At 65.2% G+C, this 12,762-nt stretch carries 10 protein-coding genes; 1 reads left to right on the forward strand and 9 read right to left on the reverse strand.

Annotated elements, in window-relative coordinates; translation table 11 throughout:
• Positions 1 to 20: 20 nt before the first annotated feature.
• The 8 genes from C995_RS0105285 to C995_RS0105320 form a co-directional block, all read right to left on the reverse strand.
• A complete protein-coding gene (locus C995_RS0105285) occupies positions 21 to 926 on the reverse strand; it encodes a sulfite exporter TauE/SafE family protein (RefSeq protein ID WP_018863950.1) in 906 nt (301 codons plus the stop codon).
• 188 nt (positions 927 to 1,114) lie between these two features.
• Positions 1,115 to 2,614, reverse strand: coding sequence for an SLC13 family permease (locus C995_RS0105290; protein ID WP_018863951.1), 1,500 nt, complete (start codon positions 2,612 to 2,614; stop codon positions 1,115 to 1,117).
• Positions 2,598 to 3,167 (reverse strand): CBS domain-containing protein, encoded by a 570-nt coding sequence (locus C995_RS0105295; protein WP_018863952.1) that lies wholly within the window; start codon positions 3,165 to 3,167, stop codon positions 2,598 to 2,600. Before C995_RS0105295 ends, C995_RS0105290 begins: the two co-directional genes overlap by 17 nt.
• A 253-nt stretch (positions 3,168 to 3,420) precedes the next feature.
• Positions 3,421 to 4,206, reverse strand: coding sequence for a molecular chaperone (locus C995_RS0105300; protein WP_018863953.1), 786 nt, complete (start codon positions 4,204 to 4,206; stop codon positions 3,421 to 3,423).
• Positions 4,207 to 4,210: 4 nt separating this feature from the next.
• Entirely contained in the window at positions 4,211 to 5,050 is an 840-nt protein-coding gene (locus tag C995_RS0105305; protein WP_018863954.1) for an ethylbenzene dehydrogenase-related protein, read from the reverse strand.
• A gap of 14 nt (positions 5,051 to 5,064) precedes the next feature.
• Positions 5,065 to 6,192 carry a 4Fe-4S dicluster domain-containing protein gene (locus tag C995_RS0105310; protein WP_018863955.1) on the reverse strand — a complete coding sequence of 376 codons (1,128 nt, stop codon included), beginning with the start codon at positions 6,190 to 6,192 and terminating at the stop codon, positions 5,065 to 5,067.
• Positions 6,193 to 6,211: 19 nt separating this feature from the next.
• Positions 6,212 to 9,694, reverse strand: coding sequence for a molybdopterin-dependent oxidoreductase (locus C995_RS0105315; protein ID WP_018863956.1), 3,483 nt, complete (start codon positions 9,692 to 9,694; stop codon positions 6,212 to 6,214).
• Between the two features lie 153 nt (positions 9,695 to 9,847).
• The gene (locus C995_RS0105320) at positions 9,848 to 10,624 is read right to left on the reverse strand and encodes a hypothetical protein (RefSeq protein WP_369771647.1); all 777 of its coding nucleotides are present in this window, start codon (positions 10,622 to 10,624) and stop codon (positions 9,848 to 9,850) included.
• Positions 10,625 to 10,827: 203 nt separating this feature from the next.
• On the opposite strand from C995_RS0105320, the gene C995_RS0105325 reads away from it, so the two are divergent.
• A complete protein-coding gene (locus tag C995_RS0105325) occupies positions 10,828 to 12,096 on the forward strand; it encodes a hypothetical protein (RefSeq protein WP_018863958.1) in 1,269 nt (422 codons plus the stop codon).
• Between the two features lie 77 nt (positions 12,097 to 12,173).
• On the opposite strand, the gene C995_RS0105330 is transcribed toward C995_RS0105325, so the two are convergent.
• Entirely contained in the window at positions 12,174 to 12,593 is a 420-nt protein-coding gene (locus C995_RS0105330; RefSeq protein ID WP_018863959.1) for a CBS domain-containing protein, read from the reverse strand.
• Positions 12,594 to 12,762 lie beyond the last annotated feature (169 nt).

Genomic DNA, 12,762 nt, shown 5'->3' on the forward strand with positions numbered 1-12,762 from the left:
CATATTCTGGTCCGACCTGCCTAGGTTATCAGTGCCGACAGGTAATAGATCGCCAGCACCAGAATCACGACACCCAGCAGCAGTGCCAGTGCCGCGCGAGGAACGTAGCGCTGCAGCCGCGCGCCGACATACATGCCCAGGGCGCCTCCGATGCCGAACAGCACACCCAGCTCCCAGTCCGGCCGCGAAGCGACGCCGGGTGGCGCGGGCAACAGGCTGTACATCAAGACGCCCGCAATCGACGTGATGAACGTGGCCGCCAGCGCCGCGCCTGCCACCGTGTAGACCGGCAAGCGGAAGATCGCGACACAAATCGGTGCCATGAGTGCACCGCCCCCGATGCCATAGATCCCGCCGATGATGCCGACGGCGAATGCGAGCAACGCCATCGCCGGGAGGCTGAACGAGTGTGTGTCTGCCCCGAAGGTGAAGGTAACCCTGAAGGGGTCGACCGTCCGGGTGCGTGCGACTGAACCCGTCGCCATCCCCGAGGTGCCCCGACCGGCCCCTCGCCGCCAGGGCGCGAAGTCGGCCAGCAAGCGCAGGGCGAGATACATGAGCACCATGCCGACGAAGACCTTGAAAAGCGCCGGCTCGTACAGGTGATAGACCCGCACGTAATAGCCGACGCCAACACCGGGCAAGGTTCCCGCGACGATCACCCAGTTGAGCGACCACAGCATTCGCCCTTCGCGGAAAAAACGGTAGACGCCCGAGGGTATGGCAACAAGATTGAAGACCAGGTTGGTCGCGCTCACCGATGGAGCCGTGTAGTTCAGTACACTCATCTGAAACGGCAACAGCAGGAATGCCCCGGAGACACCCACCATCGCCGTCACCAGCGAGATCAGAAACGCAATCAGCGGTGGCAGCCACAGGCTGGTTTCCACGCCCGATCGTGCAAACTCGTACTGGAGGAATTCCAAGGCGCGCCCCCTCGACCTGACACAGGTTCAGCGAGGGGAGACGAACCCCTGCCGGCGCCAGGTCACGTTCGTCGCGATCCTCTGCCATCATGCCCAGGCGGCATCCACCACAGCCGCCGGCTTCGCCCCCCTCAGCCACCCACTACCGCTCGTTCATCACGGCCCCGGCACTGCCGGACTTCAGGCGCTCAGCCAGCAAGGATGGGCATACCCAGCACCGGCCAGATCACCAGCACCGAGAAGCCAATCACAACCGTAAGCACAATGCTGGCGGGAACACCGGTACGGAAGAACTCCCAGGTGGAGAACTGACCGGACTGGTAGGCGATGGCATTGGGCGCCGCACCCACCAGAAACAGGAAAGGCATGCCGGTGGCCACCAGCGCCACGAACAGCACGACATGCGGACTCACGCCCATATAGCCGGCCATGACCAGCGCAACCGGCAGCACAATGGCAATGGCGGCGACATTCATGATGACGTTGGTCATCACCACGAAGAACAGGCCCAGCCCCAGGACGAACAGCAGCCAGTGGGCCCCCTCGAACATCCCGAGCCAGGTAATCGCCAGCCATTCGGCGGCCCCGGTCTGCCACAGGCAGAATCCGATGCTCATCGCACCGCCAAACAGCAGGATGATGTTCCAGGGGATCTCCTCGAGTTCCTTCAGCGTGAGCACGCCCAGCGCGAAGAACAACAGCGTCGTGACCAGCAGGATCGCCGGGCGGGACACGGGCTCCAGCGCCGGGACCATGGCCTGCAACGCCAGCACCAGAACGGCGCCCACCACGATCAGGATCGTGAGCCACTCGTCCCGCTTCATCGCGCCGAGTTCCCGGTAGCGGCGCTCGGCCACCTCCGTCAGCCCCTCGATGCGCTTTTTCTCCGGGGGGAAGAAGATCAGCATCATCCACCATATGAGTACCGTCATCAGCAGCCCCACCGGCGCCAGATAATAAGTGACCTCGAAAAAGCCGACGTCGATATCGGCCACGTCCCGCGCAAAGGAGATCCCCACGATCCCGCGCGCCGACCCTAGCAACGTGATGATCGAACCGGCCCCTGCCGCGAAGGCCATGCCGATGAACAGGCCCTTGCCGAATCGTGTCGGGCGTTCGCCCGCGTCGTACAACGAATAGATCGCCAGCAGCACCGGGAAGATGGTCGCCGCCACCGCGGTGTGGGCCATGACCAGGGTGAGCGCGACCGTCACCAGGAACGTGCCCAGATAGATGGTGCTAGTGCGTTCCCCTACCGTCATCAGCATGCGGTAGGCCAGCCGCTGGGTGAGCCCCGACTTGGTGAACGCGATGCCGATCACCAGCGAGGCGAAAATGAACCACACGGCCGGATCCATGAAATTCCCGAATGCCACCTCGGGCGGGCGAATCAGGAACAGGGCCTGGAAGACACCGATGGCAATCGCGGTGACACCGATCGGTATGGGGGTAAACACCCACCAGATGGCCGCCAGCAGGAACAGGCCCAGTGCGGCCTTGCCGGCATCGCTCAGCGGGAATTCCTCGCCGGCCGGGTCGACCGCCGGGGCCGGGGCGTCCATGAACCAGAAGAGGAAGAAGACCGCCAGTCCGGCGGCCAGGATCGACCAGCGCCGCCAGTCCAGCGTGTTCGGTGCTGCGCTGTCTCCCGGGTCGTCTTTCGACTCCGATCTAGGCTCCTCGCTCATGGACTTCTCCCAGTACGTGCTTGACTACCAGGTCGAAGATATCGGCCAGCCGCAACGCCCCGACCACCTTGTCGTCCTTGACGACCGGAAGCACGAAGGCACCGCACGCGACCATTTCCTCAAGCCCGTGCGCCAGCATGTCGTCGCGGGAGAGCACTTTCCTCACTGGTTCCGCCAGGTCGCCCGCGGTGCGCGAAGCCAGATCGAGCCTGGTCTCCAGCCGGTCCGCCAGCAACCGCTCCCAGAAGACCTGCATGGCCACGTTCTCGCCGGAATCGGCCCGACCCCAGTACCCCTGGGCGGCACCACGGGCTTCCCGCTTGAGCAGCGAGGGCTCGATCGCCTTGAGCAGTGTGTGGATCGACAGGATCCCTTCCAGGCCGCCATCCTCCTTCAGGACCAGAAGGTGGCGGAAATAGGGAGTCCCGTCCTTGCAGGGCTGGTGCCCCAGGGCCGTCAATGCATCTTGTATGGTCGCGGTGGAAGGCAGGTGTGGATAGAGTTCGAGGGGAATCATGAACTCCCCGATCAGGAGTCGGTTCGGATCGGCCATCCCCTGCCCCCTTTAAGTAAGGCGTTCGCGCCGAATACCGAGCGGTCGGCGCTCCGTCTCTCAACTCAACACACTGTGTTGAACAATAGACCGTAGACAAGCATGTAGCCAGCAGAGGGGCAACGGGCCAAGGATGGCCCGGCAATTGTTGGCGGTCAGTACGTGGCGTGGTGCCTCACACTGACCGCAACCTGGCGTGCAGTCCCTGTCGTGCCCCCAGGCCCCCTGTTGCCTTGACCCGTATGGTGCATGCTCAGTGCTGAGCGCCCTCCCGGTGCTCGAAGTGAACCGGCTGCTCGGCAGGTACCCTGGCGCTTCCGCCCGCACCGTGCGGACAGATGAACTCGTCGGCCTGGAGGGGGTCTTCGAGCGGGCGCTTGAAGGGCGTTGGGTCAACGCCCAGCCGGGCGCACTCGTCGGCGAGTCCCTCGTCCAGCCATGCCGCGGTCTCCGGATAGGGGGAGGCGGCATTCTGCTCCCGCAGCCGCGGCAGCAAGACGCCCTGCCATCCCCCCAGATGGTCCGTCAGGAATCGGGCCACAGCCTTATGGGTAACCTCCGCGTGTCCGCCCCACCCCTCGGAAATGGCGTAGGCCTCCTTGACCAGCAGGATCCCGTAGAACCCCAGCTGAACGGCCAGGTGATCGGGTCGCTCGGCGTCCTCATCCGACGTGTCGAGGCCAAAGGCCTGGTAGAAGCCGCTGATATCCGCCAGCAGCGGACCCGGCCCGGCCAGTTGGGTACTGCCGGCATAGGTGGCCGCGTGGAGAGAACAGGGCGTGCGGCCCATGAACAAGCGCGTGTATTCCGCCCTGAGGGTTTCGTCGTCGACCGCCGCCCAGGCCTCCAGCACCGCGGACCCCGACGGGAGCGCGGCGAGGGTTTGGGGACAAACGGCCGCTTCCAGGGCCTGGTGGATCCTCGCGCCGTCCCCGAGTCCGGGATAGGCGAAGCAGGTGCCCAGGATCCGAAAACGGTAGGCCCGGGCGAGGCGATCGGAGATCTGCAGCTCCGGTGACTGGGTTTGCGCGGTGCTCATGGGCTTACTCCTCGACTTTGAGGTCGATCCAGCCGGACCAGGACTTGCGGCCACCCACTTCCCGGTTGCCCCCGTCCCAGACGGCAAAAGCGGCCTGGGTTTCGGTTCCCCGAGAGAGGTCGGGATCGCCCGGCATGATCTGATTGGCGGGACGCGTGATGGCCACGCGCCAGGTCCCGTCCTCCCAGACACCCCAGCCGTCGGCATGTTGCATCGGCTTGACAGTGAGGCTGCCCCACCCCTCCGCCATCTGCTCCAGCACGGGGCTTTCGAATGGGCGGGCCACCGGGTTGTCCACCCCCATGGCCCCGGCAAAGGCCCGGGCGTCGGTGACCCTCAGGACCTCGTCCGGATAAACGTCGACCAGGGCATAGGGATAGAGATCCCGAATGTCCGGCTCTCCAGCGACCAGATCGCGCTGAAAAGCGGCCCGCCACTGGAGGATGTTCACCTTGCCCCCGGGGTTCCCCATCATCGGACTGGCGGGCCCCTCCACGGGGAACTGGACCGCCACCTGATCGCCGAACGCGTCCGTCACAAACCAGTCGTCACGGGTGTCGTCGTCCCATTCGATCAGGATCCCGACCCAGTTCCCGTTGTTGACAGCCCGGACCGTCAGCTCGGTCACCGCAATGTCCGCGTGATGGGGCCGCGTGACCTGCTGGGGATTCAGGCTCACGGTCACGGCTGGCGCCTGATCCCACACCTCCGACTCCGGATCATTGAAGGGCCCGGTGGCATCCACCGGGACGGCGCGCAGCGTATCGGCCGCGGCCACGGGTGCCGCGGCCATGCCCACCACCAGGGCGGCGGCAACGCTGCAGTGCAATGCGGTCTTGTTCATGACGGGCCCTCCTGTCAGGTGACGTTGGTCCGGTGCACGTCCAGATCCGAGTCGTATTCGACCCGCATGTAGATGGGCTCGCGCATCGGCACCCGCACCACCTCGGCACGCTTGTCGTCGTAGCCGATCACGTTCCTTCCCTCGACCTTGAAGTGGTGGATGATCTCGGGGGTGGCGCCGAACAGGAGCATCGCACCCAGCAGCTGGGGGTCTTCACTCGCACGCTTGTAGGTGTCGATGGCGTCCTCGACGCCCCAGCCGAACATCTGCCGCAGGTACTGCGGCGGGACGTGGATCGGCGGGATATAGAAGGTGTTCGGCTCCAGGCCAAACTGGGGGTAGAGCGGCTTGCCGATCTTGGCCACATGGATCAGGTAATCCATGGGGTTGTCCTCGCGGATCTCGTCGGGCCGGGAAATGAAGCCCTGGAGCCGGATCTTGCCGATGCAGGTGATGGTGCACTGGGTCTGCCGGTTGTTCTCGATGGCCGGGTAGCAGCCGATGCACTTCTCCGACACACGCGTGACCGGGTTGAACATCACCTTCTTGTAGGGACATCCCTTGACGCATTCCCGATAGCCCCGGCAGCGCTGCTGGTCCAGGAGAACGATCCCGTCTTCCGGCCGCTTGTAGATGGACTGCCGGGGGCAGGCGGACAGGCAGGCGGGATAGGTGCAGTGATTGCAGATGCGGGGCAGGTAGTACATCCACTGCATATGGGGCATGGTCAGTAGCGCCCCCTGCTCCATGGAGCCCGTGCAGTCGTCTTCCCCGATATTGGGATAGGCCCAGTCCTCGTCATCGGGCGTGTAGCCCAGGACGATCTCGCCATCGGGGGCTGCCTCGAACAGGGTCTTGCCCTGGTATTCGGGGCCATCCATCTCCTGCACCCCGTGCTTGTCCAGGATGTTCACATCCCAGCCCAGCGGGTAGTAGCCGTAGGGCTTGGTTTCGACGTTGTTCCAGAGCATCTGCTCCTGGCCACGACCCGAGGTCCACGTCGTCTTGCAGGCCACCGTGCAGGTCTGGCAGGCGATGCACTTGTTGGTATCGAAGATCATGGCGAATTGTTTCTCGGGCCGGACCCCCTCGAAGGGGTAGTCCATCTCGCGACCGAGTTGCCAGTTGTAGACGCGGGACATGGCGAGTCTCCTTGAGCCGTTATTCGTCGGTATCGCGGATGAAGTCGCCCGCGAGATAGCGTTTCATGGCGTCGCTTTCGGACGTGGGCCGCAGCCCCAGGGTCACGGGGCGCCAGGCACCCTCGCCCCCGATGCCGCCCGGCTCCGCCTTGGTGATCTTCGCCATGGCCTCGCGGGGCGCGCCCGTCACGCAGTGGACGTCCGCGGCGAAACCGCGGCCCTGGACATGGCTGAACAGGCTCCTCCAGACCAGACTGTTGGTCTGATGGGTGGGCTTGAGCCAGGAGCGGGTCAGGCTCTGGTGGCCGCCGTAGCGGAACATGGACTGGTAGTTGGTCTCGGGATTCTTGGCGAGACCGTCCTCCCGCTCCTCGTGCCCCTTCACCGAGCCCGGGGTGGCCATGTAGCCGTTGAACCACATCCGTGTGACCCCTGGCGGCGTGCCGGGGTAGTACCGCGCCCGGGCCATGAGGCGGGCCACCTTGTAGGCCTCCTCCTTGCCTTCTTCCTGCCACCCGCGGAACGGCAGCTCCTTGGGGTCCCCGTCGATCCAGACATAGTCCCCGTCCTCGACACCCAGCTCGCGGGCATCGTCGGGGTGGATGTCCACATACAGTTCGCTGGAGCCGGGTATCCGCTTGTCACGCCGATAGATGTCGCCGAAGGGCCCGAACAGCACCATCATGTAGTCGGTGTCGATGGGCGTCGTGTGGGCGCCATGCCGGTACTTCGGCGTATGGAAGATGTACCGGTAGCCGTCCCCCAGCAGCGGGTGCGTGCTTTCCAGGATCTCTTCCCCGGTGCGTACCACGTTTCGCATCTGGCGGGGCTGGTGGCCCAGATCATCCGGGTCCATGCCCCAGTCCTCCGGCACTTTGGGGCGGATCGCCGGATGGTCCTTGGCCAGGATCACGCAGGGCTCGTGGAAGGTGGAGTCCGAGGGCTCGCGATAGACGACCAGGTTCTCGCCCGCCTCGATGAACTCCTGCTCCGGACGGTAGAACTCCAGTCGCCCGGTCCTGGTGTACCAGGGCTTGGACTCGTGCACCTGCTCGTAGCTGAAGATCCGCGGGTAGGTCCGGGTATTCATCAGGGCGGGTACGCCCCGGCGGGCCAGCCCGTTGATGGTCTCGAACCGGTAGCCGCGCGTGGCCGCCGAGTAATCCAGAATCCGCTGCAGGTAGATGTCCACCCTGTTGTCGGCGACGAACTTCCAGTAATCCTCGAACCGCTGATCCCCCGTCTCCTCGGCCAGGGCCCGGGACACCAGGAGATAGGTCTCCATGTCGTGGATGGTGCCGTAGGTGCGCCGCAGCGGCGTGGAGGGGAAGACCTGGAGGAACGGGTTGGTGTTCGAGGCGGTCATGTCCGGGTACTTGAACTCCATCCAGGAGTCCACCCCGTAGACGATGTCGCTGTACTCGCAGGACCCGGTCCACCACCAGTCGTTGTAGACCACCAGTTCCGTGTTGGGCAGCGTGTTGTTGACCACGTCGTAGTGGCCCTTGGTGTTGCCCAGGCTGGAGTTGGAGTTGGCCTGCCAGATCACCTTGGTGGGCGTGGGCACATGGTTCCCGGTGGTGATCACCTTGTCGCCGGCCTGCATGATCCGTTCGCCGTTCGACCAGTAGTGCATGGACTCGTAGCGGATGGTGGAACGCCGCTTCACCTCCCCGTTCGGGTCCAGCTGGATGTCGAACGGATCCTCGGAAGTCCACTCACCGGCACCGGAGAACAGCGTCACGCGGTAGTTTCCGGCGTAGCTGCCGATATTGCCCCCGTGGCGACCCACGCTGCCGGTCAGCGCCACCAGCATGAAGATCGCGCGGTCCTTGTTGTCGTTGTTCCAGAACTGGTTCGGGCCCATGCCGCAGGCGATCAGCGTCTTGCCCGGGTGATCGGCAATATCGTTGGCCAGTCGGGTCACGGCCTCGGCGGGTGCCCAGGTGATCTTGCTGACCTGCTCGGGCTGGAGGTTCTCGTCGATGTACTGCCGGGTCAGGTCGAAGACCGGCCGCACCTGGACGGTCTCGCCGTTGGCCAGCGGCACCTCGAACTCGCCCTCCAGGGCCGGGTCCACCCCCAGCTTGTCGAAGTGGTCACCCACCTGGTCGGTGGCCACGGCGGCCGGCTTGTCCGCGTTCCGATCCCAGACCACGTAGTCCGCGAAATCACCTTTCAGGTGCGCCGGGATGTAGCGGCCTTCCTGCTGGTGGGTGAGCGGGGCCTCTTCCCCTTCCGCCAGCACATGGGTCCAGTTGTCGGGCTCGGCGTCCTGATGGTCGGGAAACACATCGGTGGCCTTCAGACGCTCCAGGGTGTCCATCCTGACCAGTGCCGGAAGATCGGTGTACCGCTTGACGAAGGACTCGTCATAACGGCCCTCCCGCATGATCACGCCGGCCGCACCCAGCGCCAGGGCCGGGTCGGTGCCGGGACGGATCACGATCACGTCATCGCACTTGTTGGCGGTGGCCGAGTACTCGACGGTAACGCCGATGGTCTTGGCCCCCTTCAGCCGCGCCTCGGTCAGCCAATGGCTGTCGGGCATCTTGGTGCAGATCCAGTTCATGCCCCAGGCAATGACCACCTCGGCGTTCTCGCAGTCATGAAACTCGAAGTCGTTGGTCTGGTCGCCGCACACCATGGTGTGCCCCGGGGGCAGGTCGGTATGCCAGGAGTACGAGTCCCAGGCACCGCTGCCCTTCGCCTCGTCGGGGTCCACGCCGCGGACGTGGTGGTCCAGCAGCGCCATGGAGTTGCCCATCCGGAAGTTGCCCAGAATACGGGTAGCGCCAAGCTTGGCCATGCCGCCCCGGTACTTCATGGTCCGGGTGCCGGCACCCTCCATCGCATCAATCATGGAGGGGTCGTATCCCTGCGCCTCGAGATACTGGCGCCCCCGGTCCCCGGAGTAGGTTTCCGCGATGTTCTTCAGCGCCCTGGCGTGATACTGGGCCGCCTCCTCGAAGTCGACCTTGATCCAGCCGTCCCATCCCCGGTTCAGCAACTCGCCGGGCGGCTTCCCGGTCTCCGCATCACGCGGAAAGCCCTGGTCCACCCAGTCCTTGAAGCCCTTGCGCAGAAACGCGCCCTTCACCCGCCGGTCGCCATACAGGCGCCGGGTCAGCACCAGGCCCTTCTGGCAGCAGCGGGGATCCCAGCGGTGGGAGGCCTGGTTGCCGTACAGGTCCGTGGCCTTGCCGTAGCCATAGGTCGGCTCGATCCGCACCAGGACCTTGTTCTTGTAATAGGCCCGGAGCAGACAGTTGTGGGTATCGTTAGGCGCGCAGGTGAAGACAAAGGAGCCGTCGGTCCGATACAGATCCCGGTACATCTGCTCCCAGTCGCGATCCGGATAATCGGCAAGCGGGTTCTCGACGCTGACCGGCGAGAGGAACCGGAACTGCGCCAGCAGCGCACCCGGGTAAGTGGCGGCACCGAAGCCGGCCAAACCGGCCAGTTGCAGAAAGCGCCGACGAGAGAGGGGGATGTCTGCCATGGTCTCACCTCCGGTCCCAAATCCGAGCCTGGTGACAACCACGATCCTCCTCGACCGCAAAACTTTTATTGATCTATCTCAAATAAAGCTTTAAATCCTTACGCGGGTCGTGGAGTAAGCGGCAAGCGCCGGGTGGCCTGAAGCAGCCGGGTATTATTCCGACTTCACCTCCCTGCTGGCCGGATCAAACACCCCCTGCTCCCCTCCAACGCGGAACAACAGCCTTCCATTGGCCCAGCCCAGCGCCTCGTAGCGCTGGGCCTGCGGATCCAGGTCTCCGTGAGAATCGCCCCGCACCGGAATCGCACTCGCTTCTACGGATGCTCCCAGCGCATCTCGATCCACGACGGTCAGCGTACGGTTCCCGGCAGGCCCTTCCTGAGCGAACACCACATAGCGCCCGTCTGCACTCCAGGGGCCGATCGTGACGCTGCCCCCGTATTGAAACGCGGCCGGACTTGCCTTGCTGCCGTCCGCCCGCACCAGCCAGCCGGCGCTGTGGGCCGCGCCGGTGGTGACGACGGCCACCCAGGCATCGTCCGGGGATACCTTCGCCTCCCGGAAACGTGCCGTCGCACCGAAGGCGTTCTGCTCGTCCACCTGGATGTCGCGAGGCAGGTCATCGATGCGGAGTAAGCTGGTGCCATCCGCTTTCCGGATATGCTCGTCGCCAGTCTCCAGCGAAGCCACCGTCGCAATATTGCCTCTCTTCGACGCCTGGGACGGCTCACCCTCTTCCCACGGCGCACAGCCAGCGGCAGCCGCGGTCGTGATCACAATGGCGCTGGCAACCAGCCGCACCCCCCATTGCGACCGGCGGCCCCCGCTGTACTCTCCCCCAACGGGCGCGGGCGACCCGGCTCCCGCACTGCCCCCTTTTCCACTTCTCGATCGGACCGTCATCGCCCCACCCTCGGCGCACGCCTCCACCGCAGTCAACTCGCGCGCTTTCTGCACGCTGCCCCCGACCCATGGGCCCGCCGGGTCCTTTGCAGGCTCCGTTGGCGCTCATGGTCTCCTTCCAGGGTGCGGAAATCGCTGGACCCGGCTATCTTGTAGCGGTGGGACAGGAGCGTCCCGCCATCCGGACCCTGCAGCGCACGATCCGGATGGGCCGAAAAAAGGGAGGAAACATGCCAGGGAAATGGATCGCGGGCGGCCTTGCCGTGGTTGCCGCGGGTATCGGCTACTACCACTACGAGATTCGCCAGGTCGAGCAGAGGCTCGACGATATGGTGGCAATGCTGGAGCCGGTCGGGACACTGCACTACAGCGGGGTCCATGTCGGCCTGCGCGGGGAGCTGCACGTGAACGGTCTGCTGTTCGAACCGCGCAACACCGCCATCGGGCGCACACGGGCCGACCGCGTCACGCTGGAAGCCGGCAGCCTGTGGCGGCTCGCCCGCCTGCGGCACACACTGGATGCCCGTCGCGTGCCCCACCAGATGGGCTTTTCGATCGATGGCCTGACCCTGCCGCCCGGCCTCGCCACTGGCGCGCAGAGCGACATCCCGGCCCTATGGCTCGACACCGCCGGCTGCGGCCCCTACCAGGGTGCTGCGCCGGACGCCCTGCTGTCCGCGCTCGGCTATCGCGACATCCCGCTGGACATGAGCATCCGCTACCGCCTCGAGGAGGATCGCAACCGCTTCACCGTGCACAGCAGCCTCGGCATGGGTCCGCTGGGGCTGGGCACGTCCACCGGACACTTCGAGGTCCAGGCCGCCTCGAACCGGACGCGCGATCTCGCGCCTGCCCTGATGACCGCCTCGCTCCAGTCGCTAACCGTGGATTACGAGGACCGCGGGTACTATCCGGCCCTGATGGACCTCTGTGCGGCCGAGATGGACATGGAGCGCGAGGACTATCTGGAGCACCACAAGGCCGCCTGGGTCGAGGCCTGGCGTCCGTTCGGTGTGCAGCCGGGTCCCGGCATGGTCGAGGCCTATGGCCACTTCATCCAGGAACCGCGGGGCTACTCCCTGCACATCGGCCCGATCGACAACCCCGCCCTGCTCTGGGCCAGCCTCGATTCCCCAAACCAGCTGCTGCGACGGATCGAGTCCAGCCTGAGCGTGGGGGAACGGCACTTCGGCCCGCTGGATCTCCGCCCGGTCGCGCCGCGTCCAGCCGGATCGCCCGCGGTGCCCGACAGGCACACGCCACGAATCGACTCGGCCGGGGCCGCCGAGCCTTCGCTGGCCTCGACCATCGCGCTAAACGCGCTGGGCGACCACGTCGGCCGGAATCTCCGCATCACCCTCGCCGACGGGCGTGCCCGCAATGGCGAACTGCTCGCCGTCGAGAACGCTCACATTCGCATACGCAGACGCTTCGGCAGCGGCTACATGGTGGTGCCGATCGCGCTGTCCGACATCGCGGAGGTACGCCCGTTGCCCTAAAGCCTCGGGCGCAGACCCGCGCAAGCCCGGGTGGAAGCTGAAACGCCACGGTGATTCTTGACGTCCCGGCACCGGGGTCATCCAGTAGATGTGCCCCCGCCGCGGACGATCTCGATCAGCGCATTCAGGGCGTCGCTGGCTGTGAAGATCCCCAGAAACCGACCGTCTTCATCATTGACGATGACACTGCCAATCTTCTTGTCGGACATGGCGTATGCGACCTCGTCCAGGGGAGTAGACGCCACCACCGTCAGCGGATCGTCCGCCATGATGTCGGACACCCTGACCTGGTTGATTTCCGTGACCGGCAAACCCAGCACAATGCGGACATCCCGGTCACTGACTACCCCCACTACCGCATCGCCACGCACGACCGGAAGATGCCGGACGCCATGCTGTTCCATCAACGCCCGAAGATCGCCGATGGTCATGTCTTCGTTCGCGGTGATCGGGTCGGGGGTGGTGAACTCCTCCACCGGTACACTCGTCGGCACCATCTTCAGGTCTCCTGTAATCATCGGCGGGCAACGGGTCCGGCCAGCCTTCGAACCCAATCTACCAGATACCGGCGAGGCCATCGGAACAGGCCCCACCGAGGTTGTTACACAGCACCCTGCAACGTCCCGGTGCACCGACGCCGCAACCCAGTGCACATCCCGGACCGCT

Source organism: Thioalkalivibrio sp. ARh3 (genome assembly GCF_000377265.1).
Taxonomy (GTDB): Bacteria; Pseudomonadota; Gammaproteobacteria; order Ectothiorhodospirales; family Ectothiorhodospiraceae; genus Thioalkalivibrio; species Thioalkalivibrio thiocyanoxidans.

What these genes read in the sequence shown, in the direction of transcription:
- C995_RS0105290 (WP_018863951.1), bottom strand. Translation starts at nt 2,614, where the DNA reads ATGAGCGAGGAGCCTAGATCGGAGTCGAAAGACGACCCGGGAGACAGC.
- C995_RS0105295 (WP_018863952.1), bottom strand. Translation starts at nt 3,167, where the DNA reads ATGGCCGATCCGAACCGACTCCTGATCGGGGAGTTCATGATTCCCCTC.
- C995_RS0105300 (WP_018863953.1), bottom strand. Translation starts at nt 4,206, where the DNA reads ATGAGCACCGCGCAAACCCAGTCACCGGAGCTGCAGATCTCCGATCGC.
- C995_RS0105305 (WP_018863954.1), bottom strand. Translation starts at nt 5,050, where the DNA reads ATGAACAAGACCGCATTGCACTGCAGCGTTGCCGCCGCCCTGGTGGTG.
- C995_RS0105310 (WP_018863955.1), bottom strand. Translation starts at nt 6,192, where the DNA reads ATGTCCCGCGTCTACAACTGGCAACTCGGTCGCGAGATGGACTACCCC.
- C995_RS0105315 (WP_018863956.1), bottom strand. Translation starts at nt 9,694, where the DNA reads ATGGCAGACATCCCCCTCTCTCGTCGGCGCTTTCTGCAACTGGCCGGT.
- C995_RS0105325 (WP_018863958.1), top strand. Translation starts at nt 10,828, where the DNA reads ATGCCAGGGAAATGGATCGCGGGCGGCCTTGCCGTGGTTGCCGCGGGT.
- C995_RS0105330 (WP_018863959.1), bottom strand. Translation starts at nt 12,593, where the DNA reads ATGGTGCCGACGAGTGTACCGGTGGAGGAGTTCACCACCCCCGACCCG.